This is a genomic window from Cupriavidus agavae, assembly GCF_004217045.1.
GTDB classification, from domain to species: domain Bacteria; phylum Pseudomonadota; class Gammaproteobacteria; order Burkholderiales; family Burkholderiaceae; genus Cupriavidus; species Cupriavidus agavae.
Window position 1 is genome coordinate 345333 of sequence record NZ_SGXM01000004.1, and the last position, 26227, is coordinate 371559.

22 protein-coding genes and 1 tRNA gene are annotated in these 26227 nt (G+C 68.1%); 15 read left to right on the forward strand and 8 right to left on the reverse strand.

Features of this window, described 5'->3' with window-relative positions:
* Position 1: 1 nt before the first annotated feature.
* Both EV147_RS17610 and EV147_RS17615 read left to right on the forward strand, forming a co-directional pair.
* Entirely contained in the window at positions 2-394 is a 393-nt protein-coding gene (locus EV147_RS17610; RefSeq protein ID WP_130392500.1) for a Na+/H+ antiporter subunit G, read from the forward strand.
* Between the two features lie 158 nt (positions 395-552).
* Positions 553-1227: a response regulator transcription factor gene (locus tag EV147_RS17615; RefSeq protein ID WP_130392501.1), complete on the forward strand. Its 675-nt coding sequence runs from the start codon at positions 553-555 to the stop codon at positions 1225-1227.
* On the opposite strand, the gene EV147_RS17620 is transcribed toward EV147_RS17615, so the two are convergent.
* Entirely contained in the window at positions 1224-1589 is a 366-nt protein-coding gene (locus EV147_RS17620; protein ID WP_130392502.1) for a response regulator transcription factor, read from the reverse strand. The two genes, EV147_RS17615 and EV147_RS17620, sit on opposite strands and share 4 nt — an antisense overlap.
* A 324-nt stretch (positions 1590-1913) precedes the next feature.
* Between EV147_RS17620 and EV147_RS17625 the strand changes: the two genes are divergently transcribed.
* The 3 genes from EV147_RS17625 to EV147_RS17635 all read left to right on the forward strand — a co-directional run bounded on the left by EV147_RS17625 (position 1914) and on the right by EV147_RS17635 (position 9702).
* Positions 1914-2957 carry a LysR family transcriptional regulator gene (locus EV147_RS17625; protein ID WP_130392503.1) on the forward strand — a complete coding sequence of 348 codons (1044 nt, stop codon included), beginning with the start codon at positions 1914-1916 and terminating at the stop codon, positions 2955-2957.
* A gap of 154 nt (positions 2958-3111) precedes the next feature.
* On the forward strand, positions 3112-8619 hold the full coding sequence (locus EV147_RS17630; RefSeq protein WP_130392504.1) for a trifunctional serine/threonine-protein kinase/ATP-binding protein/sensor histidine kinase: 5508 nt from the start codon (positions 3112-3114) through the stop codon (positions 8617-8619).
* A 165-nt stretch (positions 8620-8784) separates the two neighbouring features.
* On the forward strand, positions 8785-9702 hold the full coding sequence (locus EV147_RS17635) for a YihY/virulence factor BrkB family protein (protein ID WP_235844798.1): 918 nt from the start codon (positions 8785-8787) through the stop codon (positions 9700-9702).
* 53 nt (positions 9703-9755) lie between these two features.
* Here the strand turns inward: EV147_RS17635 and EV147_RS25975 are convergent, their stop codons facing one another.
* Positions 9756-9902 (reverse strand): hypothetical protein, encoded by a 147-nt coding sequence (locus tag EV147_RS25975; RefSeq protein ID WP_157994700.1) that lies wholly within the window; start codon positions 9900-9902, stop codon positions 9756-9758.
* 111 nt (positions 9903-10013) lie between these two features.
* On the opposite strand from EV147_RS25975, the gene EV147_RS25980 reads away from it, so the two are divergent.
* Together EV147_RS25980 and EV147_RS17645 are read left to right on the forward strand one after the other, a co-directional pair.
* A complete protein-coding gene (locus tag EV147_RS25980; protein ID WP_157994701.1) occupies positions 10014-10460 on the forward strand; it encodes a host attachment protein in 447 nt (148 codons plus the stop codon).
* 55 nt (positions 10461-10515) lie between these two features.
* Positions 10516-11076 (forward strand): M23 family metallopeptidase, encoded by a 561-nt coding sequence (locus EV147_RS17645; protein ID WP_130392507.1) that lies wholly within the window; start codon positions 10516-10518, stop codon positions 11074-11076.
* Here the strand turns inward: EV147_RS17645 and EV147_RS17650 are convergent.
* The 3 genes from EV147_RS17650 to katG all read right to left on the reverse strand — a co-directional run bounded on the left by EV147_RS17650 (position 11073) and on the right by katG (position 15416).
* Positions 11073-11969, reverse strand: a complete 897-nt coding sequence (locus EV147_RS17650; protein ID WP_198680281.1) for a sensor histidine kinase — start codon at positions 11967-11969, stop codon at positions 11073-11075. The two genes, EV147_RS17645 and EV147_RS17650, sit on opposite strands and share 4 nt — an antisense overlap.
* A 137-nt stretch (positions 11970-12106) precedes the next feature.
* Positions 12107-13015 (reverse strand): helix-turn-helix domain-containing protein, encoded by a 909-nt coding sequence (locus tag EV147_RS17655; RefSeq protein WP_130392509.1) that lies wholly within the window; start codon positions 13013-13015, stop codon positions 12107-12109.
* Positions 13016-13160: 145 nt separating this feature from the next.
* Entirely contained in the window at positions 13161-15416 is a 2256-nt protein-coding gene (gene katG, locus EV147_RS17660) for a catalase/peroxidase HPI (RefSeq protein WP_130392510.1), read from the reverse strand.
* A 279-nt stretch (positions 15417-15695) separates the two neighbouring features.
* Between katG and EV147_RS17665 the strand changes: the two genes are divergently transcribed.
* The 8 genes from EV147_RS17665 to EV147_RS17695 all read left to right on the forward strand — a co-directional run bounded on the left by EV147_RS17665 (position 15696) and on the right by EV147_RS17695 (position 25014).
* Complete coding sequence (locus EV147_RS17665; protein WP_130392511.1) at positions 15696-16163, forward strand: aminoacyl-tRNA deacylase; 468 nt, start codon at positions 15696-15698, stop codon at positions 16161-16163.
* 158 nt (positions 16164-16321) lie between these two features.
* Positions 16322-19462, forward strand: a complete 3141-nt coding sequence (locus tag EV147_RS17670; protein WP_130392512.1) for a hybrid sensor histidine kinase/response regulator — start codon at positions 16322-16324, stop codon at positions 19460-19462.
* On the forward strand, positions 19444-20352 hold the full coding sequence (locus tag EV147_RS17675; RefSeq protein ID WP_130392513.1) for a CheR family methyltransferase: 909 nt from the start codon (positions 19444-19446) through the stop codon (positions 20350-20352). The genes EV147_RS17670 and EV147_RS17675 overlap by 19 nt, the downstream gene beginning before the upstream one ends.
* 10 nt (positions 20353-20362) lie before the next feature.
* A complete protein-coding gene (locus EV147_RS17680; RefSeq protein ID WP_407923253.1) occupies positions 20363-20986 on the forward strand; it encodes a chemotaxis protein CheB in 624 nt (207 codons plus the stop codon).
* Between the two features lie 8 nt (positions 20987-20994).
* Positions 20995-22131, forward strand: a complete 1137-nt coding sequence (locus tag EV147_RS17685; RefSeq protein ID WP_130392550.1) for a hybrid sensor histidine kinase/response regulator — start codon at positions 20995-20997, stop codon at positions 22129-22131.
* 90 nt (positions 22132-22221) lie between these two features.
* Complete coding sequence (locus EV147_RS25985) at positions 22222-22359, forward strand: hypothetical protein (RefSeq protein ID WP_157994702.1); 138 nt, start codon at positions 22222-22224, stop codon at positions 22357-22359.
* Positions 22360-22526: 167 nt separating this feature from the next.
* On the forward strand, positions 22527-24224 hold the full coding sequence (gene aspT / locus EV147_RS17690; RefSeq protein WP_130392514.1) for an aspartate-alanine antiporter: 1698 nt from the start codon (positions 22527-22529) through the stop codon (positions 24222-24224).
* A gap of 25 nt (positions 24225-24249) precedes the next feature.
* Positions 24250-25014, forward strand: coding sequence for a bestrophin-like domain (locus tag EV147_RS17695; RefSeq protein WP_130392515.1), 765 nt, complete (start codon positions 24250-24252; stop codon positions 25012-25014).
* A 17-nt stretch (positions 25015-25031) separates the two neighbouring features.
* Here EV147_RS17695 and EV147_RS17700 read toward each other — a convergent pair whose 3' ends face one another.
* From EV147_RS17700 to EV147_RS17710, 3 genes are all read right to left on the reverse strand, one after another.
* On the reverse strand, positions 25032-25364 hold the full coding sequence (locus tag EV147_RS17700; protein WP_130392516.1) for a DUF2322 family protein: 333 nt from the start codon (positions 25362-25364) through the stop codon (positions 25032-25034).
* Positions 25365-25439: 75 nt separating this feature from the next.
* A tRNA-Val gene (locus EV147_RS17705) sits at positions 25440-25516 on the reverse strand.
* A 204-nt stretch (positions 25517-25720) separates the two neighbouring features.
* Positions 25721-26227 (reverse strand): isochorismatase family protein (locus tag EV147_RS17710; protein WP_130392517.1); only part of this gene is annotated, 507 nt, incomplete at its 5' end.

Genomic DNA, 26227 nt, shown 5'->3' on the forward strand with positions numbered 1-26227 from the left:
CATGCATCCCATGGTCGAACTCGTGATCTGCGTGCTGCTGCTGATCGGCAGCGGCTTCATGCTGATCGGCGCCATCGGTCTGGCCCGGCTGCCCGATTTCTATATGCGGCTGCATGGGCCGACCAAGTCGACCACGCTCGGCGTGGGCGGCGTGGTGCTGGCGTCCGTGGTGTACTTCAGCGTGCGCGGCGGCGGCCTGAGCCTGCACGAGATGCTGGTGACGGCCTTCCTGTTCCTCACCGCGCCCATCAGCGCCCACATGCTGGCCAAGGCAGCGATCCAGCACCGCCTGCCCGTGATCGAACGCACACGCGGCCGGGCCTGGACGCCGGGCCGCAGCGTGGCCGAGGCGGACCGTGACGATACGGAGTGCCCCGGCCCGGACCATCCCTGATCTCCTGATATGGCGTGTGTATCACTTCGCCAAGCCGGCGGCAACCGCGCCATTGTCGCTTTTCCGGAAACCCGGTGATTGCCGGATGGCGCCTGTCACGCATCTCCTAGAATGACTACGATGCCGAATGGGAAGCCATGTGGGCTGAGGAGGGTGAGATGACTGCGTGGTCGAGTCCGGCGCTGAATCCGGGTGCGCGCGAAGGCAAGGAGCGGATGGCGTACGTCGTGGACGACGACGAATCGGTCAGGCTCGCGCTGGATGGGCTGCTGCGCTCGATCGGGCTGCGCGTGGTGACGTTCGAGTCCGCCCAGGAATTCATGGCGTACGACAAGCCCGAGGTGCCCAGCTGCCTGATCCTTGACGTACGGCTGCGCGGCGAAAGCGGGCTGGCGTTCCAGGAGCAGGTGGCCCGCAGCGGCCTGCACATGCCGATCGTGTTCATGACCGGCCACGGCGACATCGCCATGACGGTCAAGGCGATGAAGGCTGGTGCCGTCGACTTCCTCCCCAAGCCCTTCCGCGACCAGGACATGCTTGACGCGGTCTCGAATGCACTGGCCCGCGACGGCGAGCGCCTGGCGGCGGAACAGTCGAGCGCCGGGCTGCGTGCCGCCTACGAATCGCTGACGCCGCGCGAGCGCGAGGTCATGGCATTCGTCGTGACGGGCCTGATGAACAAGCAGATTGCCGGCGAGATGAACTTGAGCGAAGTGACCGTCAAGATCCACCGGGGGCAGGCCATGCGCAAGATGGGCGCCCGTTCGGTGGCGGACCTCGTGCGGAAGTCCGAACTGCTCGGGCTCGATGCCCGGCAGCACAAGCCGAACTAGCCCAGCGCCACGTCGAGCCAGTGCGCCATGTCATCGGCGTCCACCGGCTTGTGCAGCACCGCCAGCGCGCCGTTGGTCAGCGCGCGTGCCTTCAGTTCATCGGACGGAAAGGCGGTGATGAAGAACGTTGGCAGCCGGTAGCCCAGCGCCAGCATCCGCTCGTGCATCGCCACGCCGGTCATGCCCGGCATCATGAAATCCGAGATCACGCAGGCGAAGTCGGCAAGCTCCCCGAACGCCAGGAAGGCTTCGGCGGATTCGAACTGCCGGGTCTGCCGCCCGAGCGAGCGCACGAGGCTGGCCGTGGCCATGCGGATGGACTCGTCGTCGTCGACAATCGCAACTAGCTGGGCGGAATTCAAGAGGCGGACCTCGACAAACGCGTGGGGAACCGCGCATGGCACGCCATGCATGCGGGTGACGGTTTTCAGCGTAAGGCCCGCGGCGGCGGCCGGGAATCATACCTATGTATTAGCGGTGCCCATACCTTCGTCGCCCATGGGCCGCGGCGCCGCGCTTCCCCCGAACGGAGGCCGCGCCAGTGCAAGGCATACGGGAGTATTAATGTCCGATGCGAATGTAGAGGGTCACGTTACCCGCGTGCAGAATCGTATTTGCCAGGCGTCACGACTACGCTTGATGCAATGCCGGTGCGTTTGTCACCGGTGCCATGCGGGGAGCCTGCAATGAACCATCCGGATATCACACCGCGCGGCCTGTGCAACGTCCAGGCCGGCCGCGCCGATGCGCTGTCGAACTGCTTCGCCACCAGCTATGCGGGCATCATCGCGTTCATGGCGGTGGCGACCGAGGGGAGTTTTGCCAGGGCCGGCGAACGGCTCGGCATCGGCCGCTCGGCGGTCTCGCGCAGCGTGCAGAAGCTTGAGGAGCAACTCAGCACCCGGCTGTTCCTGCGTACCACGCGCACCACGAGCCTGACGCGCGAAGGCGAGCGCTTCTTCGAGAACTGCAACCTCGGGGTGACCCATATCGTCGGGGCGATGAACGACATGCTCGACCTGCGGCAAGGGCCGCCGCGCGGCATGCTGCGCGTCAGTGCGCCGATGGGCTTCGGGCGCAAGGTGGTGGCGCCGCTGCTGCTGAAGTTCTCGGAGATCTATCCGGACATTGCCGTGGAACTGCTGCTCGATGACCGGCCGGCCGATTTCGTTGGCGACCAGATCGACGTGGCCTTCCGTGACGGCTATATCGAGGATTCCAGCATCATCGCCCGGCAGCTGTTCCCGATGCAGATGGTGCTGTGCGCGTCGCGGGACTATGCCGAACGGCGCGGCCTGCCGGAATCGATCGACGATCTGGCCGCGCACGACTGCATCAACCGCCGCTTCTCGGGCGGCCGCGTGGCCGAGTGGGAGTTCCGCGTCGAAGGCCAGGCGCGCAAGCACGTACCGCTGGCCCGGCTGACCTACAACGACGCCGACCTCGTGCTCGACGCGGTGCGTGAGGGCAGGGGCATCGCGCAGCTTCCCGCGCACCAGGTGGCGGAGGACATCGCGCGTGGCACGCTGGTGCCGGTACTGGGCCACTACGCGCCGGGAGACCGGGGCCACTACATCTGTTACCTGTGCCGCCAGCACCTGCCCTCGCGTATCCGCGTGTTCATCGACTTCATGACCGAGCAGATGCGCGCGGTGGGCGCCAGTGCCGCCGAGACCTGCGGCACGACCCGTCGCGCCGCACCGCGGGAGCCGGAGCGGATTGCGGCCTGAAGCTGCGCGCAACCCCGCAAAAAAGGAGGCGGGCAGACATTCCTGACAACGGGCGGTTGCGGTATGCTGGCGCGGTTCCCGCGTCGGCAACGCCAGGCTGATCCTGTCGCGCTTGCGACGTGTGGCAAGTGATTTCAGACAGGTGCCGGCGTCCATGGCTGACAGCGTACAAATCTTGTGGGACGACGGCGAGCGCGTGTTCAGCCGTGGACCCTATCCGGTGGCTGACGGCCTGCGCGACGTGCTGATCGCGCGGCCAGCCGCCGAGCATCCGTTGCCCGCCACGCTCGACCGCCTTCACCACGAGCATGGTTTGCGGAATGCGCTCGACGGCGCGTGGGCGGTGCTGCCGCGCGAGATCGTGCGAGAGAGCGGACGGCCGCTGCTGCTGTTCGACGACGCCGGCGGCGAGCCGCTGGCGCGGCTGCTCGACGGACCCATGGCGCCCGGGCAGTTCCTGCCGCTGGCGATCGGCATCGCCACCGCGCTGGCCGGGCTGCACAAGCGCGGACTGGTGCACAAGGACCTCAAGCCGGCCCACATCATGGTGCACTGCATCGACGGCAACGTGCGGCTTACCGGCTTCGGGCTGGCATCGCTGCTGCGCCGCGAACGCCAGGCGCCCGAGCCGCCGGAAACCATTGCCGGCACGCTGGCGTACATGGCGCCCGAACAGACCGGGCGCATGAACCGGTCGACCGATTCGCGCAGCGACCTCTATGCACTGGGGGTCACGTTCTACCAGATGCTGACCGGCGTGTTGCCGTTTTCGGCCAGCGATGCGATGGAATGGGTGCACTGCCATATCGCGCGCCAGCCGGTGCCGGTGCACGGGCGGGTGCCCACCGTTCCGCAGGCGGTCTCGCGCCTGGTGCAGAAGCTGCTGGCCAAGACTGCGGAAGACCGCTACCAGACCGCTGCCGGCGTGCTGCACGACCTGCAGCGCTGTCTGGTCCATTGGCAGCGGCAGGGGCACGTGGAGGAGTTCGCACTGGCCACGCGCGACACGCCCGACCGCCTGCTGGTCCCGGAGAAGCTCTACGGGCGCGAACAGGAAGTTGCCACGATGCTGGCGGCGTTCGCGCGCATGGTGGATACCGGCGTGCCGGAGGTGGTGCTGGTATCGGGTTACTCGGGCATCGGCAAGTCGGCCGTGGTCAGCGAACTGCACAAGGCGCTGGTGCCGCCACGCGGCCTGTTCGCATCGGGCAAGTTCGACCAGTACAAGCGCGACATTCCGTATTCGACGCTGGTGCAGGCGTTCCAGGGGCTGGTGCGCACACTGCTGGGCAAGCCCGAGGCCGAGCTGGCGGTGTGGCGCGATGCGCTGCATCAGGCGCTCGACCCCAACGCGCGTCTCATGACAGACCTGATTCCGGAGCTGAAGCTGATCCTTGGCGACCCGCCGCCGGTAGCCGGACTGGAACCGCAGCAGGCGCAGCGCCGGTTCCTGCGGGTGTTCCAGCAGTTCATCGGTGTGTTTGCGCGTGCCGAGCATCCGCTGGCGCTGTTCCTGGACGACCTGCAGTGGCTCGACGCCGCGACGCTGGACCTGATCGAGGATCTGTTGACGCACTCGGAGCTGAAGTACCTGATGCTGATCGGCGCCTACCGCGACAACGAGGTGGATGCCGCGCACCCGCTGACGACCAAGCTGTGGGCGATCCGGGCAGCGGGCGTGCGGATCGACGACATCAAGCTGGCGCCGCTGGCCGGGGCACACATCGGGCAACTGGTGGCGGAGTCGCTGCATGCGGAGCCGGCGCGCGTGGCGCCGCTGGCGAAACTCGTGCAGGAGAAGACCGGCGGCAACCCGTTCTTCGTGATCCAGTTCCTGCACGCGCTGGTGGACGAGTCCCTGCTGACGTTCGACCATGACGCCCGCGCGTGGCACTGGGAGCCCGAGCGCATCCATGCCAAGGGCTACACCGACAACGTGGTGGACCTGATGGTGGGCAAGCTCGGGCGCCTGCCCGGCCAGACGCAGCACGCGCTCCAGCAGATGGCCTGCCTCGGCAACGTGGCCGGCTTCGACACGCTGGCGACCGTGCTGGCCGTTGCGGAGGCCGAAGTGCACGCGGCGCTGTGGGAGGCCGTGCGGCAGGAGCTGGTCGAGCGTCAGGATGACTGCTACGCCTTTGCCCACGACCGCGTCCACGAGGCGGCGTACTCGCAGATTCCGCTCGCATCGCGCGGCGAGATGCACCTGCGCATCGGGCGCCTGCTGGCGGCGCGGACGCCGGCCGGGCAGCGCGAGGCGGCGATCTTCGAGATCGTCGGGCAGCTCAATCGCGGGGCGGCGCTGATTGGCGAACGTGCCGAACAGTTGGAACTGGCCGGCTTCAACCTGCTGGCTGCGCGGCGCGCCAAGGCGTCGACCGCCTACGCCTCGGCGCTGAACTACCTCGTGACCGGGGCCGGACTGCTCGAAGCCGCCGGCGGTGGCGGGCACGAACTGACGTTCGCGTTCGAGATCGATCGCGCCGAGTGCGAATTCCTGACGGGACAGCTGCAGGCGGCCGACGCCCGGCTGGATCGGCTGCGGGGCTTGGCGGCCACCATGGTCGAACGGTCGCGCGTGACGTGCCTGCAGATGGATGTCTGCCTGGTGCTCGACCAGAGTGCGCGCGCCGTGGCCGTCTGCACCGAGTATCTCGGGCATGTGGGCATCGTGTGGACGCCGCATCCCAGCGACGCCGAGGTGCGCGAGGAGTATGACCGCATCTGGACCGGGCTGGCCGGGCGCAGCATCGAATCGCTGATCGACCTGCCGCTGATGGACGACCCGGCCGCGCTGGGCACCGTGGAGGCGCTCTGCAAGCTGTTTGCGCCGGCACTCCAGACGGATGCCAACCTCGCCTGCCTGCTGATCTGCAAGGCCGTCAATTTCAGCATGGCACGCGGCAACGCCGATGCCTCGTGCATGCTTTACGCCAACGTGTGCCGCGTGGCGGGACGCCGCTTTGGCGACTACCAGACCGGCTATCGATTCGGACGCCTTGGCTGCGAACTGGTGGAGCGCCGTGGCCTGAAGCGCTTCGAGGCCCGCACGTTCCTGTGCTTCTCGATCTTCATCGCGCGCTGGGTCGATCCGGTCAGCCAGTGCCGCGCGCTGCTGGATCGCGCGTTCATCGCGGCGAACCGGTCCGGCGACCTTGCCTATGCCGCCTATACCCGCAACAGTCTGGTGTCCGATCTGCTGTTCGTGGGCGCCCCATTGCCCGAAGTGCTCGAGGAGACCGAGCAGGGGCTGGCCTATGCCGGGAAAGTCGGATTCGGGCTGGTAACCACGTTCATGCGCACGCAGCAGGCCCTGGTACGAATGCTGCGCGGCGCCACGCCGGTGTTCGGCCGCCTCGACGACGAGCGCTTCAGCGAAGCGGGCGCCGAGGCGCAGATGGCGGCCAATCCCGGCCTGGCGCTGGCGTTCTGCTGGTACTGGGTGCGCAAGCTGCAGGCGCGCTATCTGGCTGGCGATATCGACGGGGCGCTGGCAGCGGCAGCGCAGGCCGAGCCGCTGCTCTGGACCTCGACGTCGTTCTTCGAGGAAGCCGAGTACCACTTCTACGCCGCCCTGGCACTGGCGGCAGCGGGCGGCGACGGCCCCGGCGTGGATATTCTGCCCGCCCGGCGCGAGGCGCTGGAGGCCCATCGCCGGCAACTGCAGATCTGGGCCGACAATCATGCGGCCGGTTTTGCGGACCGCGCGACGCTCGTCGCCGCCGAAATGGCGCGCGTGGGTGGCCGCGTGGTGGAAGCCGAGCACCTGTACGAGCGCGCCATCTCGCTGGCGCAGGACAGCGGCTTTGTCCATGTGGAAGCCCTGGGCAACGAGCTGGCCGCGCGGTTCCACGCGGCACGCGGGCTCGGCAGGATCGCCCGGATGTACCTGCAGGACGCGCGCTATGGCTACCTGCGCTGGGGTGCGGAGGGGAAGGTGCGGCAGCTTGAAGGCGGCCATCCTTACCTGCGGGCCGAGGATGTGGCGCTGGCTGCCACCAACACGATCGCCGCGCCGGTGGAGCACCTGGACCTTGCCACCGTGCTGAAGGTCTCGCAGGCGGCGTCGGCCGATATCGTGCTGGAGCGGCTGATCGACCGGGTCATGCGCACGGCGCTGGAGCAGGCCGGCGCCACGCGCGGGCTGCTGATCCTGTGCCGGGGCGGCGAGCAGCGGCTGGCGGCGGAGGCCACGATCGTCGGTGATGCCACGATGCTGCAGATGCGCGATGCGTCTCCGGACGCCACCCTGCTGTCCGGAACCGTGCTCAACCATGTGCTGCGCAGCCGCGAGAGCGTGGTGCTCGACGATGCGGGCACCGATCCGCTGTTCGCGCCGGACCCGTATATCCGCCGGGAGCGCGTGCGGTCGGTGCTGTGCCTGCCGCTGATGAACCAGGCCGCGCTGACCGGGGCGCTCTACCTGGAGAACAATCTCGCCGCCGGGGCGTTCAGCCCGAAACGGATCGCCGTGCTCAAGCTCGTGGCATCGCAGGCGGCCATCTCGCTCGAAAACGCCCGGCTGTACGGCGATGTGGCCGAGCGCGAGGCCAAGATCCGGCGGCTCGTGGACGCCAACATCATCGGCATCGTGGTCTGGAATGCCGAGGGCGACATCATGGAAGCCAACGATGCGTTCCTGCGCATGGTGGGCTACGCGCATGAGGACCTGGTGTCGGGCCGCGTGCGCTGGCGCGACATGACGCCGCCCGAACTGCGCGACGAGAGCGAGCAGGCGCTGGCGGAGGCGTGCCGCACGGGACGCGCGCCGCCTTACGAGAAGGCCTATATCCGGCAGGACGGCAGCCGCGTGCCGGTGATCGTCGGGCTGGCCAACTTCGAGGCCAGCCGCAAGGAAGGGGTGGCGTTCGTGCTCGATCTCAGCGAACGCAAGCACGCCGAGGAACTGGTGCGCGAGAGCGAGCGGCGCCACCGCGAGATGCAGACCGAACTGGCGCATGCCAACCGTGTGGCCACCATGGGGCAACTGGCGGCGTCGATCGCGCATGAGGTCAACCAGCCCATTGCGGCCACGGTGACCAACGCGCAGGCGGCGCTACGCTGGCTGAACATGGAGCCGCCCGATATCGGGGAAGCCGGCGCGGCGCTGGGCCGCATCGTCAAGGACGCCAACCGTGCGGGCGACGTGCTGGGACGCATCCGGCAGATGATCCGCAAGGCGCCGCCGCGCAAGGAGGCGGTCGATATCAACGGCGCGGTGCGCGAAGTGATCGAGTTGACCGCTGCCGCGGCGGCCAAGGGCGGCGCCACGGTCCATGCGCGGCTCGCCGAGGGGCTGCCAAGCGTTCATGGCGACCGCGTGGCGCTGCAACAGGTGCTGATGAACCTGATGGTGAATGCGGTGGAGGCGATGGGCGTCACAGCTGGCGGCCAGCGCAACCTGTGTGTCAGCACGGCGGAGCGCGAAGGCGGCGTGCACGTGGCCGTCAGCGACACCGGGCCGGGCTTCGGCCCGGATGGAGCGTCCCGCATCTTCGCCCCGTTCTACACGACCAAGTCCACCGGGCTTGGCATGGGGCTGTCGATCTGCCGGTCCATCGTCGAGGCCCATGGCGGCGAACTTTGGGCCGAGGACAACATGCCGCGCGGGGCGGTGATCCAGTTCACGGTGCCTGCCGCCGCGAAGGCGCCCCCGCGCTGACCGCGCTGCGGGTGGCGGGCACGGCGTTTGCAAGAAGAGCGGCACTTGCAGCGACGGAGCCAAGCCATGGAGCGAGTCCCGCCACGACCGGCGCCTCAGCAGGCGCCACAGCCGACCACACAGCCGACGCCACAACAAGCGCAGCGATCCGCGCCACAGCCGGCCTTGCGCCGCACGCCGAAGAACCTCGTGATCCTGCTGAAGGACACGGTATCGGCGTGGATCGACGACTACGCGCCGAGCATGGGCGCTGCGCTGGCCTACTACACAGTCTTTTCAGTGGCGCCGCTGCTGCTGATCGTGATCTCGATCGCCGGGCTCGCGTTTGGTGACGAGGCGGCGCGCGGCGCCGTGGTGGATCAGATCGGCGGCCTGGTGGGCGAGGATGGCGCCAAGGCGATTGAAAGCATGCTCGTGTCGTTGAGCGAGCCAGCGGCCGGATCGCTGACGGCGATCCTGAGCCTGTTGACGCTGCTGGTGGGGGCCACGACCGTGTTCGCCGAACTGCAGTCGGCGCTGGACCGCATCTGGCGCGTGCCCGAGCGCCGCAAGCCGTCGGGGCTGTGGGAGCTGCTGCGTGCCCGCGTGCTGTCGTTCGGCATGATTCTCGGCATCGGTTTCCTGCTGATCGTCTCGCTGGTCGCCAGCGCGGCGCTGGCGGCGATCGGCCGGTACTGGACGCCGTCAGGCGGCGAGGGCGAGCTGTTGGGCCACCTGCTCGACATGGTGCTGAGCTTCGGCATGGTGACCGTCGTCTTTGCGATGATCTACAAGATCATGCCGCACGCGGATGTGCGCTGGCCCGACGTCTGGCTCGGTGCGCTGGTCACCGCCGTGCTGTTTACCGTTGGCAAGCTGCTGATCGGACTCTATATCGGCAAGACCGGCGTGGCGACCGGATACGGGGCGGCGGGATCGCTCGTGGTGGTGCTGGTATGGGTCTACTACTCGGCGCAGATTTTCCTGCTTGGGGCGGAGTTCACGTGGCTCTATGCCAACCGCTTTGGTTCGCTGCGCGCCCGCAATATCGCGCACGAGCGCCCGGCACCGATCATCCGCGACGGGGCGCCGGAAGCGCGGTAAATCTTTCCCACCGTGGCAGAAAGCACTCACGGCCCGGCCCTCGGCGGGCCGGCTCAGACCCCGTGCTGCGCCACGTGCAACAGCCCGTAGACGACGCCGACGGCGCAGACCACGGCGAGCAGGCTCAGGTAGAACCCGCCGCGCGCGGGCGGCATGTCCTTGCGATACAGGCGCTCGGATTTCTGGATATGGGGTTTCATGGCCGGATTCCTCGGGTAAAGCCTGCTTCGCGCACGCAACATCCGTGCCAGACGCATGGGCATGGTCGGTGCTTGCCGAATCTTCCATCACCACCCGAAGGAGAACCCGACATGAAGACGATGTGGATAGTCGTGGCCGACGAAGCCATTGCGCGGATCGTGGAACTGGACCGTCGCGAGAAGGTGCTCAAGCCCGTGGAGGAGATCGCCGATCCGGACGCGCATGCGTCGGAGGCGGAACTGCGCCGCGACGCGCAGGGCCGCCGCAACCCGGGTGGGGCGGCCAGCGGCCCCGGCACGGTCACCTCATCGGCCAGCGAGGATCCGAGCCTCCAGCACGCCGAGGTGTTTGCGAAGAAGGTTGCGGACTGGCTGCGTCAGGCGCACGGCCAGCAGCGCTTCGAGGAACTGACGGTATTTGCGGCGCCGCGCTTCCTGGGCCTGCTGCGCAAGGCGTTCGACAAGAATCTGACCGCAGCCGTGGTGCGCGACGAACCCAAGGATTACGTGCACTTCACCAACGATGCGATCTACGGGGTGCTGTTCCCGGCGGCCTGACCGGCTAAACCGGCCTTTCCCGGAATTTCTCCGGCGGGCGGGCGTCCAACGACGCATGACCTATCCGCCCGCCACCGACCCCGTCCGCCCCTCGCCACTGCGCTGGCTGCTGCCGGCTGTTGTGGTGGTCACGGCCTGGCTGGCCTGGCCGTGGGTCCAGCCGCTGGTCGAGCGCGCGATCTACGCGGGACGGCTTGCCGCGATGCCGGTGCCCGAAGTGCTGCCGGTCCCCGTGCAGGGCGTGGCGAAGAGGGCGTTGCGCGATACCTGGGGCGTGGCGCGCGGCGGCGGGCGCAGGCACGAGGGGATCGACATCTTCGCCACGCGCGGGCGGCCCGTGCTGTCGGCGACCGAGGGCATCGTCACGCGCACCGGCACCAACCGGCTGGGCGGCAACGTGGTCTGGGTCATGGGGCCGGGGCGGCAGATGCACTACTACGCCCACCTCGACCGCCATGGCGACGTGAAGCCGGGTGACCGCGTGGCGCCCGGCGCCGTGCTCGGCTACGTGGGCGATACCGGCAATGCTCGCGGCACGCCGCCGCATCTCCACTACGGGGTCTACACCGGCTCCGGCGCGATCAATCCATTTCCGCTGCTGACGGCCGATCGCTAGCCGCGATCCTTGCCCACGGGCAGCAGGATCGTCATGGTCGTGCGGCCCGGCTCGCTGGCCGCATGGATGGTGCCGCCGTGGGACTCCACGACCAGCCGGCAGATCGCCAACCCGACACCCATTCCCTCGGTCTTGGTGCTGAAGAACGGCGCGAAGATGCGTTCCAGATCCTCCGGCGCGATGCCCTTGCCGTTGTCCGTGACGTCGATGGCCACGTGGCCGGCGCCGTGACGGCGCGCCCACAGCCGCACCAGTGCCGTGCCGGGCTGGCAGGTGCGGGCGGCGTCCACGGCGTTGACCAGCAGGTTCAGCACCACCTGCTGGATCTGTACGCGGTCGCCGCGCAACGCGGGCAGGTCAGGTTCGATCTCGACCGTGGAGAGCACGGCGGCGTCCTGCAGGCCGGCTTCGACCAGCGGCAGAACGTCGGCAATGGCGGCGTCCAGCGCGAACGGCTGGCAGGAGGCGGGCTCGCGCCGCATCAGGGCGCGCAGGCTGCTGATGACGCGCTCGGCACGTTCGGATTCACCCTGGATACGGCGGATGCCTTCGTCGATCTCGACGGTATCGGGCACGTCGCGCCGCATCCAGCGCTGGATGGCGTAGGTTTCCACCTGGATGGCGGTCAGTGGCTGGCGGATTTCGTGCGCGATCGAGGCGGCGAGCGTGCCAAGCGTGGCCACGCGCGACAGGTGGACGAGGTGCGATTCCCACTGCCGCATGGCCTTGCGGGCCTCGGCGCTGTCGGCGCCGTCGCGCTGGCGCGCGGACTCGCCGGCCAGGATGCGCTGCTCGAACGCCTGGGCCATCTCGCGCACCAGCCTGACCGCCTCCGGGACGGGAGGCGAATCGTCATGGCGCGTGGCGGGGCGCCGGAAGTCGGCAGCGGTCATGCGGCATTTCCTTGATCCAGTGTTCAGGCACGACTGTACGGGTTGCCGCTGAGCGCAGATAGAACTGCTGTGCCGCTTTTGTACAAAAGTGTGCCGCGACGCAGCAAACCGCTGGCGAGCCGTGAGGCCGAGTGACGTCAGTGACGCTTCTGGCGGCGCCATTCGCCGGGGTTGATGCCCACGACCTTGCCGAAGGTGCGCGTGAAATGGCTCTGGTCGGCAAAGCCGCAGAGCTGGGCGATCTCTCCGAGCGGCAGGCTTGTGTGAGTGAGGTAATGCCGGGCGCGCTCGATCCGCTGCAGCACCATCCAGCGGTGCGGCGGCATGCCGGTACTGGCGCGGAACGCCTTGGCGAAGTGTGCGCGCGAGAGGTTGCAGGCCTCGGCCAGCGTTTCCAGCAGGATCTCGCCGTCGAGATGGGCCATGATCAGCGCCTTGGCGCGTTCCTCCTGCCAGGGCGCCAGCCCGGCCTGCACGCGCCGTGACGGCACCTGCACCCCGGCGTAGCGCTGCACCAGATGAGCGCGCAGGGCCAGCGCCATGTGGTCCACGAACAGCGCCGACGCCTGCTCCGGCTGCGCCAGCGCCGGCAGCAGCGCCTGGCTCAGGTGATGGACCACGGGGTCGGACACGGCCAGGTGGGGCGGGCAGTGCAGATGCTGCACGGCGCGAATGCCGAGGTCTTTGGCGGTCTCGGTCAGCGCGGCCTGCGGGATGTAGAACTGCATGCAGTCGTACTGGCCGATCAGGTTGGCCGACCAGTTGCGCTCCAGGTCGTAGATCGCCAGCCAGCCGGCGCCGTACGGCACATGTGGCGCGGGCCGGCCGCCGAGCCAGAGCTGCTGTTCGCCGAATGGCCGCAATTGCAGGATGACCAGATAGGCGGGTTCCCGTTCATAGGGGTCCGTCATGCCCGAATGGCGCCGGGTGCTGTGCACCCGCGTGATGCCGACCGGCGAATACGGCAGCGCGTGGCTGACGATCGTCTGCGTGATCTCCGCGTGCATGTGCGCGGAATATTGCCAGGTCGAATCGGTGTCGGGCATGGTGGTTCGGGGCCCGACGCGAGGAAAGGACAGGGGGCGTGGCAGTCGGGCGCTTGCGCCCGGCATTTAAGCACAGGTCGGCCGGTACCGCCATGGCGGGGCGCCGCGCGGCGCCCCGCCCGGGCCTGCGCGTCAGGCGCGCAGGTCAGGTGCGCAGGTCAAAGCGGTCCAGATCCATGACCTTGGCCCACGCCGCCACGAAGTCCTCGTAGAACTTCGCTTCGCCGTCCTGGCTGGCGTACACCTCGCTCAGCGCCCGCAGCTGGGCGTGCGAGCCGAACACCAGATCGACCCGCGAACCGGTCCATTTGACCTTGCCGGTCTTGCGGTCGCGGCCCTCGAACACGTCGCGCGAGACCGGCTTCCACTCCACGCCCATGTCGAGCAGGTTCCTGAAGAAGTCGTTGCTCAGCGTCTCGGGACGATCGGTCAGCACCCCGTGGGCGTCCTTGCCCGCATGCACCTTGAGCGCGCGCAGCCCGCCGATCAGCACCGTCATTTCGGGCGCCGTCAGCGTCAGCAACTGGGCCTTGTCGATCAGCATGTGCTCGGCTGGTACCCGTACGCGCGGATTGATGTAGTTGCGGAACGCGTCGGCCACCGGTTCGAGGGCGCCCATGGACTGCACGTCGGTCTTTTCCTGCGAGGCATCCATGCGTCCTGGCGAGAACGGCACGCTGACCTTCTTGCCCGCCTTTTCGGCAGCCTGTTCGATGGCCGCATTGCCGGCCAGCACGATCAGGTCCGCCAGCGAGACCTTGCGGCCGCCGGACTGCCCGCCGTTGAACTCGCTCTGGATGCCACCCAGCACCTCGAGCACCTTGCCCAGTTCATCGGGGTCGTTGGCCGCCCAGTCCTTCTGCGGGGCCAGCCGGATGCGGGCGCCGTTGGCGCCGCCGCGCTTGTCGGAGCCGCGGAACGTCGAGGCCGAGGCCCAGGCCGTCTTGACCAGTTGCGAGACGGGCAGGCCGGACGCCAGGATCTTCTGCTTAAGCGCGGCCACATCCTGGTCGTTGACCAGCGGATGGTCCACGGCCGGAATCGGGTCTTGCCAGAGCAGTTCTTCCTGCGGGACTTCCGGGCCGAGGTAGCGGCTGCGCGGGCCCATGTCGCGGTGGGTCAGCTTGAACCAGGCGCGGGCAAAGGCATCGGCGAACTGGTCGGGGTTGGCCGCGAAGCGCCGCGAGATCTTTTCGTAGACCGGGTCGAAGCGCAGCGACAGATCCGTGGTCAGCATCGTCGGCTTGAGCTTCTTCGAGGGGTCATAGGCGTGCGGCACCGTCTCGGGCGCGTCCTTGGCCACCCACTGGTTGGCGCCGCCGGGGCTCTTGGTCAGCTCGTATTCGTGGCCGAACAGGTTGTCCCAGAAGCCGCTGCCCCATTTCGTGGGCGTATTGCTCCACGTCACCTCCAGGCCGCTGGTGATCGTGTCGGGGCCCTTGCCGGTGCCGAACGTGCTGTGCCAGCCAAAACCCTGCAGTTCCAGGTCGGCCGCCTCGGGTTCGTTCCCCACGTGGTCGGGGGTGCCGGCACCGTGCGTCTTGCCGAAGGTGTGGCCCCCCGCGATCAGCGCCACGGTTTCCTCGTCGTCCATGGCCATGCGGCCGAACGTGTCGCGGATGTCGTAGGCGGCCGCCAGCGGATCGGGATTGCCGTCCGGGCCTTCCGGATTCACATAGATCAGGCCCATCTGCACCGCGCCGAGCGGATTCTCCAGATTGCGGCCCGGGTCCGTCCGGCTTACTTCCTGCCCGTGCATGTCCTTGTCGGCCACCAGCACGGCCTGGTCGTCGTCCTTGCCGGCCGCGCCCTTGCCGTAGCGCACGTCGCCGCCGAGCCAGGTCTTCTCGTTACCCCAGTAGACGTCGCGGTCGGGTTCCCAGGTATCCTCGCGCCCGCCGGCAAAGCCGAAGGTCTTGAAGCCCATCGATTCGAGCGCCACGTTGCCGGTCAGGATCATCAGGTCGGCCCACGAGATCTTCTGGCCGTACTTCTGCTTGATCGGCCACAGCAGCCGGCGCGCCTTGTCCAGGCTCACGTTGTCGGGCCAGCTGTTGAGCGGGGCAAAGCGTTGCTGGCCGCGCGCGCCGCCTCCGCGCCCGTCGCCGATGCGGTAGGTGCCGGCGCTGTGCCAGGCCATGCGGATGAACAGGCCGCCATAGTGGCCGAAGTCGGCCGGCCACCAGTCCTGCGAATCGGTCATCAGCGCGGTCAGGTCTTTCTTGACCGCGGCGAGGTCGAGGCTCTTGAAGGCCTCGGCGTAGTTGAAATCCTTGTCCAGTGGATTGGACTTGTCGGAATGCTGGCTCAGCAGATCGAGCCGCAACTGCCTGGGCCACCAGTCCTCGTTGGTCGTGCCGCCGCCGGCGGCATGGTTGAACGGGCACTTTTCATTGGACATGCTGTCTCCTTTGGGGGGTACGTACCTCTGGTTCTAGTCGCCTGAATTCCCGTAAAGCCGCGGCCGCCTCCGCGCCGGGCAGGGTGCCGCACGAAGACTATAGGCGAGCCGCCCCGTCAACCAAATGTGAGCTTTGTAATCGCCGCGATAGGGCGCCGCTATGGCACTTGCGTCGCGTGAGCGGGGCGCGGGTTTGTCCCACCATTGCGGGGCGGGCGTTGTCCTATAGTTTCGTTACTCGATATGACAGCGGCGGTTCAGCGCGCGGAGGGTGCGAACATGGCAATGGCTGGCAAGCTGGCAAGGTGCCTGGGCAGGAACGAGAGCCGGTACGACATCGTGCGGCGCCCTGACGGCATGACCGCAACCGCATCGGCCCCGCCGGTGCCGCGCGACCGACTGGCCCGCGCGGTGCTGCTGGAAGACCGGCGCGGCTATCTGGTCGCGGTGATTCCCGCCTCGCACCGGCTGAAACTGGCCGAACTGCGCGCCCAGACCGGCCGCGAGTTGACCCTGGCGCATGGCGATGGCGTACGCGAAGTGTTCCGGGACTGCCGCGCCGACGCGCTGCCGGCCGTGGGCATGGCCTACGGCACGCAGACCTGGCTCGATGACAGCCTGCTCGGGCATCCGGACGTCTATTTCGAAGCTGGCGACCACGAGGCGCTGGTCCACATGCATGTGGACGAGTTTGCCGTGCTGATGGCGGACGCGCCCCGTGGCCATTTCGCCCACCGCGTGATGTAGCCGCCCCGCGCCGCCACGTTTTTTTTCGCTGCGGCGCAGCAAATGTCGGCGTGACACCGACAGTCACGTCAGCCCGCGCAGGGTAGGATTAGGCGCATTTGTGTGCCGACCGGATTCCAGCCGGTCGGCTGCCCCTGTCCCCATCTGGCCCTGTCGGCATGCAACCGTCCTCCCTGCACCGCTTTCTGTTCGGTTCGATCCTCGTTCCGGTGGCCGTGGCCGTCGTGTTCGGCATCGACGTGCTCACCCCGCTAGGCATAGCCGCCTGGATTCTCTACCTCGTACCGGTCTGCCTGACGCTCTACGGCGAGAATCCGCGCCTGCCGCTGATCATCGCGGCCGTGATCACGGTACTGGTCGGCGTGGGTTATTACCTGTCGCCCGGCAGCACGGTCAATGTGATGTTCACGCTGATCAACCGGGCGCTTGGCGTGGCCATGGCCTGGTTCCTCGCCGTGGTGGTCTATCGCTACCTCGTCGCGCAAGCGGAGATGCAGCGCGTGGTCTGGCTGCAGGACGCCCAGGTGCGCGTGCACCAGGCGGTGCGCGCCGCCCAGTCGACCGGCAATGTCGGCGATACGCTGATCAAGGCACTGGCCCAGACACTCGATGCGCACGTGGGCGTGGTCTTCCAGGCCGAAGGCGACCAGTTGCGCCGCGTGGCGTCGTGGGCGCTGGCCAATGCCGACAGCGTGCCGGCCACGCTCGCGCCGGGCGAGACGCTGGCCGGGCAGGCCATGGCCGAGAACCGCGTGATGGCGCTGGGCGGACTGCCGGCCGACTACCTGCAGATTTCGTCCGCGCTGGGCCGCACCGCACCCAACGAGATCGTGGCCGCGCCACTGACCGCCGAGGGCGAGGTGGTGGGCGTGGTGGAACTGGGTTTCGTGTCGATGCGCCGGGATACCGCCGAGGTGGTGGAACTGCTCGAACGGATTGGCGAGCCCGTCGGCATGCTGCTGCGCGCGGCAGCCTATCGCGGCCGGCTGGAGACGCTGCTGGGCCAGACCCAGCGCCAGAGCGAGGAACTGCAGGTTCAGCAGGAGGAACTGCGCGTCTCGAACGAGGAACTGGAGGAGCGCGGCCGGGCGCTCATGGATTCGCAGGCGCGGCTCGAAGCCCAGCAGGCCGAGCTGGAACAGACCAATGTCCAACTTGAGGAACACTCGCAGCGCCTGGAGGCCCAGAAGCGCGAGATGCTGTCGTTCCAGGCCGAACTGGCCGCCAACGCGCGCGCGCTGGAGCGTTCGAACCAGTACAAGAGCGAGTTCCTGGCCAACATGTCGCACGAGCTGCGTACACCGCTGAACAGCGCGCTGATCCTGGCCAAGCTGTTGCAGGAGAACAAGGAAGGCACGCTGAGCAGCGAGCAGGTGCGCTACGCGGCCACGATCCACGCGGCCAACACCGACCTGCTGAACCTGATCAACGACATCCTCGACCTGTCCAAGATCGAAGCGGGCCACCTGGTGATCGAGCCCGAGCCCGTGGAACTGAAGATGTTCGTGCGCTCGCTCGAAAACATGTTCGGGCCGATCGGCGAGCACAAGGGCGTGCCGTTCCGCATCGACTTCGCGCCCGGCTTGCCCGACGCCGTGGTAACCGATAGCCAGCGCCTGCAGCAGGTGCTCAAGAACCTGCTGTCGAACGCATTCAAGTTCACCGAGGCCGGCAGCGTCACGCTGGGGCTGTCCGCGCAGGGCGAGGACGCGGTGCGCTTCGAGGTGCGCGACACCGGCATCGGCATCCCGAAAGACAAGCAGCAGGTCATTTTCGAGGCCTTCCAGCAGGCCGACGGCACCACGAGCCGCCGCTTCGGCGGCACCGGGCTGGGCCTGTCGATCTCGCGCGAACTGGCGCGGCTGCTGGGTGGCGCGATCACCGTGGTCAGCGAGCCGGGGCAGGGCAGCGTGTTCTCGCTGACCGTGCCGCGCACGCTGATGGCCGATGCCGCCACGCAGGCCGGTCTGCTGACGCAGGCGCCGGCGCCGGCCCCGGTTCAGCCGGCCCCCGCGCCGCGCGCCGTGCCGCCGGCCCCGGCCCCCGCCACCGAGCCGCTGGAACGCGTGCAGCCGGGCTACCCGGCACCGATTCCCGATGACCGCGACCACCGCACGCGCGGCAACCGGCTGATCCTCGTGGTCGAGGACGACACCGATTTCGCGGGCATCCTCTACGACCTTGCGCACGAACTCGATTTCGACTGCGTGCATGCCACGACGTCGGCACAGGGGCTCGAACTGGCACGCCAGCACCAGCCGTGCGGCATCCTGCTGGACGTGGCCCTGCCGGACCAGTCCGGCCTGACGCTGCTCGATTGGCTCAAGCGCGATCCGGCCACGCGCCACATCCCCACGCATCTGGTATCGGTCAGCGACCATGCCGAGGCCGCGCTGCACCTGGGCGCCATCGGCTACACGTTCAAGCCGAGCGAGCGCGACAAGCTGGCCGCGGTGATCCGGGGGCTGGAAGCGCGCATGTCGGCGGGCAAGCGCCGCGTGCTGGTGATCGAGGATGATCCGTCGCTGCGCGAGAGCATCCGCGCGCTGCTGAAATCGCTCGACGCCGAGATCGTGACCACCGACAGCGTGGCCGGCGCCAGGGCGGCGCTGGACGGCTCGCCGTTCGACTGCGTGGTGATGGACATGGTGCTGCCGGACGGCTCGGGCCATGACCTGCTGGGTCACATGGCCGAGGCCGATTCGGGCGCCATGCCGCCGGTGATCATCTACACGGGCCGCCAGCTCAGCGCCGAGGACGAGCAGCGCCTGCGCCGCTATTCGAAGTCGATCATCATCAAGGGCGCCCGCTCGCCGGACCGCCTGCTCGACGAGGTGACGCTGTTCCTGCACAGCGTGGAGTCGTCGCTGCCGCCCGAGCACCAGCGCATGCTGCGCGCCGCGCGCAGCCGCGACGACGCGTTCGACGGCCGCAAACTGCTGCTGGTGGAGGATGATGCACGCAACATCTTCGCGCTGTCGAAGGTGATCGAACCGCTCGGCGCCACCGTGGAGATCGCCCGCAGCGGCCGCGAGGCGCTGGACCTGCTCAACAAGGTCGACAACGTGGACCTGGTGCTGATGGACATCATGATGCCGGAAATGGACGGCATCACGGCCATGCGCCACATCCGCCAGGACCCGCGCTACGCCCGCCTGCCGATCATCGCGCTGACGGCCAAGGCCATGCAGTCCGACCGCGAGGCCTGCCTGCAGGCCGGCGCCAACGACTACATCGCCAAGCCGATCGATGTGGACAAACTGCTTTCGCTGTGCCGCGTATGGCTACACGCAAACTGAGGCCACGCACCGCCGGGCCGGCGGCGCTCTCGCTGGCTGTCCCCGAGGCCGAGGCCCCGGACGAGACGGCGTTGCCTGATGCCAATTTCGAGATCGAGCTGGAACTGCTGCTGGAGGCGATCTTCCGCAAGTACCAGCACGACTTCCGCCACTATTCGCGCGCATCGCTGCGGCGGCGGCTGCAGCAGGCGCTGCGCGACCTGCACCTTGGCACGCTGTCCCAGTTGCAGGACCGCATGCTGCGCGACGCCGGGCTGTTCGGCCGCCTGTTGCAGTACCTGACGGTGCAGGTCAGCGAGATGTTCCGCGACCCCGCCTACTTCCGCGCGATCCGCGAGCACGTGGTGCCGGTGCTGCAGACCTATCCGTCGGTCAACGTCTGGGTGGCAGGCTGCAGCAGCGGCGAGGAGCTGTGGTCGCTGGCCATCCTGTTCGAGGAAGAGGGCCTGGCCGAACGCACGGTCTTCTATGCCACCGACATCAACCCCGAGGCGCTGGCGATTGCGCGGGCCGGCGTCTACGACGCGGGCCGGCTGCGCGCGTTCGGCGAAAACTATCTGGCGGCGGGCGGCCGGCGCTCGTTGTCCGACTATTACCATGCGGCGTACGGCAAGGCCAAGTTCCGCGCCCAGCTGATCCGCCAGTCGGTGTTTGCCGACCACAGCCTGGCGACCGACAGCGTGTTCCAGGAGGCCCACCTGATCTCGTGCCGCAACGTGCTGATCTATTTCGACCGGCCGCTGCAGGACCGTGCGATCGGCCTGTTCGGCGATGCGCTGGCGCGGCGCGGCTTTCTGGGGCTGGGCAGCAAGGAAAGCCTGCACTTCAGCGCGCATGTCGGCGCATTCGAACCGGTAGCCGCGCAAGAGCGCCTCTACCGCAAGCTGTGAGGAGCGATCTGTGACAACGGCCTCCGACTCCAACCCCCCGTCCACGGCGGGGCGCCCGTGCGCCGCCGTGGTGATGGGCGGTTCGGCGGGCGGCATCGAGGCGCTCACCGCGCTGCTGCCGATGTTGCCGGCGCGGCTGACCGTGCCGGTGGTGATCGTCATGCACCAGCACCCGTCGATGCCGAGCCTGCTGCCTGAACTCTTCACGGCGCGCTGCGCGCTGCCGGTCAGCGAAGCCGATGACAAGATGCCGGTCCTGCCCGGGCACCTGTACCTGGCGCCGCCCGACTATCACCTGCTGGTGGAGGCCGACGACGACGCGCCGGGCCAGATGCGGCTGGCGTTGTCGGTCGAGCCGCCGGTGCGGTTCTCGCGGCCCTCGATCGACGTGCTGTTCGAATCGGCGGCTTTCGCCTGGCGCGAGCGGGTGCTCGGCATCCTGCTCTCGGGTGCCAACGACGACGGCGCGCGCGGGCTGGCCGCCATACGCGCGGCCGGCGGCCAGGCCTGGGTGCAGGCGCCGGCCACGGCCAAGGTCGACACCATGCCGCAGGAAGCCATCGCGCGTGGCGCGGCCGAACGAATTCTGAACCTGGAAGAGATTGGCCTCGGTCTGGCCAGCATTACCGAATGACCCCTACCATGCCCCCTCCCGTCAAGATCCTCGCCGTCGACGATATCGCCGCCAACCTCACGGCCCTCGATGCGCTGCTGGCGAAGCCCGGCGTGGAGATCGTCCATGCCAACTCCGGGGCCCAGGCGCTGGAGGTGCTGCTCGACCACGATTTCGCGCTGGCCATCCTCGACGTGCACATGCCCGAGATGGACGGCTTCGAACTGGCCGAGCTGATGCGCGGCAGCAAGCGGACCAGCCATATCCCGATCCTGTTCCTGACCGCCGCCGGGGAGGACAGCCAGCGCGCGTTCCGTGGCTACGCCACGGGCGCCGTGGACTTTCTGTTCAAGCCGATCGATGCGCGCGTGCTGTCGGCCAAGGTGGACGTGTTCGTGCAACTGGCGCAGCAGAAGCTCCAGCTGGCCGAACAGCTCGAAGCCGCCCAGCAACTGCTGAAAACCAACGAGATGCTGATGGCCGTGCTTGCGCACGACCTGCGCACGCCGTTGTCGGCGATCATCGCCTCGGCGTCGTTCCTGGGCCGCTTCGGCGGCGAGGAGAAGATCCGGCCGGCCACCGACCGCATTGCGCGCAGCGGCCAGCGCATGGCGCGCATGGTGGACCAGTTGCTGCACGTGGCGCGCCTGCACGGCGGCCGGGTGGAACTGCTGCCGCAGCCCGAAGACCTGCGCGCGATCGGCGCGGCCATCGTCGATGAATACGAGGCCTCGCGCGGCCAGCAGTGTCTGTCGCTGGACACCTCGGGCGACACCCGCGTGCACGTGGACGGCGGGCTGATCGCCCAGGTGCTGCAGAACCTGGTGGGCAATGCGATGCAGCACGGCGATGCGTCGATGCCGGTGACGGTGCGCATCGACGGCACGGCGCGCGAGCGGGTGGTGATTACCGTCACCAACGGCGGCGTGATCGAGCCGGCGATGCTGCCCCATATCTTCGATGCGTTCCGCTCGGGGGCGAGCCGCACCACGCTCGGCAGCGGCGGCTCGGACGGGCTCGGGCTGGGGCTCTATATCACGCGCGAACTCGTGGTGCTGCATGGCGGAACGGTGGAGGCGTCGTCGTCCGCTGAATCGGGCACCACCACCTTCACGGTCACGCTGCCGCGCGAGTGCTGCTCGGCGCAGCGGGCGATCCGGATCTGACCGGGTCGGCGGCGGCCTTGTCCGCATGGCACGTATCCTGCACTCCTTCCCGGCACCGGGCGCCGTTGCCCATCGCTTCGAGGAGAAACCATGCAACAGGACGACGTGCAAGACCGTGAACAGAAGATGCAGCGCCTGCGCGGGAACCGGCGCTATACCTGGACCCATCCGATCTTCCTGGTCGCCATCGCGCTGATCGTCGTGGGATACGCCGCCACGTTCTGGTAGGTGGCCGGCGTGTAAGGTTTGCACGCTGGTGCTGAAGATTTCTGACTCCGATATGAAATTTTCTTTGGCGCAGGCGCGGGGCAGGGCGATTCGGGCACGATAGCTGGTCAGTTTGCCGCACATGCGTCCTGAAACCGGTCCATCGCCCGCCTGCCCGCCTGCCCGCCATGCAATGCTCTGTCGGATTCTTCAATGATGTGCCCATGGCCGTGCTGTTCGTCACGGTCGGGCTTGGCTACCTGATCGGCATGCTGCGTGCGGGGCCGATCCGGCTCGGCGGGGTTTGCGGCACGTTGATCGTGGCGCTGTTGCTGGGCCAGACCGGCTGCCAGATGCATGGCGAGCTCAAGGAGGTCTCGTTCGCGCTGTTCATCTTCGCGATGGGCTACGCGGGCGGGCCGCAGTTCTTCGCCAACCTGAACCGCTCCAGCCTGCGCTACATGGCGCTGCCGCTGATCGAGGCAGTGGTGGTGCTGACGGTCGTGCTGGCCGCCGTGCCGTTGCTCGGGCTCGACGCGGGCACCGCCGCCGGGCTGGCGGCCGGGGCGGCCACGGAATCGGCGGTGGTCGGCACCGCGGCCGAAGCGCTGCGGCACCTGGGGCTGGACACGGCCGAGGTGGAGCGCATGGAGGCCAATATCGCCACGGCCTACACGCTGACCTATCTGGTCGGGCTGATCAGCATCGTCTTCTTCACGAGCCAGATCGCGCCGGCGCTGCTGCGCATCAACCTGCGCACCGCGTCGAAGGAGATGGCCGCCCGGCTCGAAGCCGCCTCGGACGACGACGTGGCCACGCAGCCGGCGCTGCCGCGCCTGGTGGGCCGCGCCTACCGCGTGGAGCAGGCAGCCGGCATGACCGCCAGCGCGCTGGAGAACCGCATCGGCGGGCGCACGCTGCTGATCAGCGTGTTCCGTGGCGGGACGCCCATCGATCCCAAGGCCGGGCAGGAGCTCGAAACCGGTGACGTGGCGGCGGTGATCGGCGTGCGGGACAAGCTGCTCAAGGCCGGCGACCTGATCGGCCCCGAGGTGTTGCTGCCGCCGGGCCATGCCGATGCGCTGCAACTGGCCGAACTGCAGGTCATCGTACGCAAGCCGGCCGTGAACGGCCGCACGCTCGGCGAGCTGGCGCGCGAGGCGACGCAGCGGCACATCCGCACGGCGTGGGTCCAGCAGATCGTGCGCTCGGGGCTGAGCCTGCCGATCACGCCCGCCACGCGGCTGCAGCATGGCGACCGCGTGACGCTGGTCGGGGCGGACCCGGCGCTGACAGCGGCGGGGCAGGAACTTGGTACCGAAGTGCGCACGACCGACGTGACCGACCTCGTGTTCCTGTGCGCGGGCATCCTGCTCGGGCTGGTGGTGGGCAGCCTGACGCTGAACGTGGGCGGCATTCCGCTGACGCTGGGCAGCGGTGGCGGGGCGCTGCTGAGCGGGCTGGTTTTCGGGTGGATTCATTTCAAGCGGCCCAGCATCGGCGACATGCCGCCGGCCGCCGTTCAGTTGCTCAAGGACCTTGGGCTGGCGGTGTTCGTGGCATGCGTGGGGCTGTCAGCCGGCCCGGCGGCGATTTCGCTGATCAGGGAGCACGGCATGGTGCTGCCGCTGATCGGGCTGGCCGTATCGCTGGGACCGGCCTGCCTGTCGCTGTGGATCGGCCACAAGGTGCTCAAGATCGAGGGGCCGCTGCTGGTGGGGGCGATTGCCGGCCAGCACGTCAGCACGCCAGCCATCAGCGCGATCATGGCGGCCAGCCAGAGTTCGGTGCCGCTGCTCGGCTACACGGTCACGTACGCCATAGCGAATGTCATGCTGCCGGTGCTCGGGCCGATCATCATCGCGCTGGCCCACAGCATGCGGTGACACCCATCGGACGGAGACCCTTGCCATGCACCCGCTGATCGCCCATCCGGCCATCCTGTTCGTCGTGCTGCTCGCACTGATGGGGATTGCCACCGCAATCGGCGCGCTGGTCATGCGCCGCCTCCATCCGCTGCCGGCCGACAACCGCGATGATTTCAACCTGGTGCAGGGCGCCACGCTGACGCTGCTGGCGCTGCTGATCGGGTTCACGCTGTCGATGGCGGTCGGCCGCTACGACCAGCGCAAGAACCTTGAGGAAGAGGAGGCCAATGCGATCGGCACGGAGTACCTGCGCGCCGATCTGGTCGAGGGGCCGGAGGCGGCGAGGATCAAGACATTGCTGGTGCAATACCTCGACCAGCGCATCATCTACTACCGCACGCGCGACAGCGACGCGCTGCAGGAGATCGCCGCCGCGACGGCGCGCATCGAGGATGCCATGTGGGCGACGGTGCGCGGCGTGGCGCGCGACAAGCCCAATCCGATCACCGCGCTCGTGGTGGCGGGCATGAACGACGTGATCAATTCGCAGGGCTACACCGAGGCGGCGTGGCTCAACCGGATTCCGCTGGCCGCCTGGTGCCTGATGATCGCGATCGCGTTCTTCAGCAACCTGATGCAGGGGTATGGCATGCGCGGGCCGCGCGTCAAGCTGACCCTGTTGTTCGTGCTGCCGCTGACCGTGTCGCTGTCACTGGCACTGATCTCGGATATCGACAGCCCGCGCGGCGGGCTGATCCGCGTGGCGCCCCAGAACCTTTACAACCTGGAGGCGGCCCTGAAGCGCTGAGGCCGGGGCGGAGGAGATCAGCCCTTGGCGACGATCTCGATCCGCAGCGCGTCAGCGCCGCCGGCAATGGCCAGCAGGCGGTCGACGTTGGGATGGGCGCCGGGACGATTGCGGGCATCGATGGTGTGCTCGGCGAAGACGGCCAGGCCGTGCTCGGCGGCGCGGGCATCGAGCGAGCCGAAGGCCCGCTGCAGGTAGGCGTACACGGCCAGCGAACCCTGCTTGCCCGGCGCGTTCTCGATGCTGGCGGCCACGGCGCCGGCGTTGTCCACGAGGTCGATGCGGGCGATGCCGTCGATGGCGGGCAGTTGGGCGAGGTTGTCCTTGAAGACGTTGCCGGGCTGGATCATGGAAGCACTCCGTATTGCGGAAAGACAAACAAAAACGGACGGCCCGAATGGACCGTCCGTTTTTGCCTGATGCGTTGGTAGGCTCGATTGGACTCGAACCAACGACCCCCACCATGTCAAGGTGGTGCTCTAACCAGCTGAGCTACGAGCCTGAAGAAGGCGCGAATTCTATCGGCACCCCGGCCGTAGCGCAAGCTTTTTTTGTCGTCAGGCTGCCAGGGTCTGGACGACGAGGGCCGCGGCAGCCGCGCTGGACATGCTGACCGCCAGCCAGCAGCCGAGCAGCCAGGCGCCGGGCTTTACATATCGATGGGCTTTCATGGTGTGCGCTCCGGGCTGGTTGGCGGTGTCCGCGATCAGTACTCGATCACCGGCGCATGGACCGGCGCGATCGATTCGTGCGGGGTCTGCGTGCGCTGGGCGGCCTTGTGGACCATCGTGTAGGCGTAGTCGATGCCCATGCCGTAGGCGCCCGAGTGTTCCTTGGCCAGGCCGGTCACGGCGTCGTACGTTTCCTTGTTCTTCCAGTCGCGCTGCCATTCGAGCAGCACCTGCTGCCACGTCACCGGCACCACGCCGGCCTGGATCATGCGCTGCATGGCGTAGTCGTGCGCTTCCTTGGTGGTGCCGCCCGAGGCGTCGGCCACCATGTAGATCTCGTAGTCGCCTTCGAGCATGGCCGAAAGCGCGAAGGTGGTGTTGCAGACTTCGGTCCAGAGTCCCGCCACGACGATCTTCTTGCGGCCGTTGGCGGCCAGCGCGTCGCGTACCTTCTGGTCGTCCCAGGAGTTCATCGAGGTGCGCTCCAGCGTTTGCTTGCCGGGGAACACGTCGAGCAGTTCGGGGTAGGTGTAGCCGGAGAA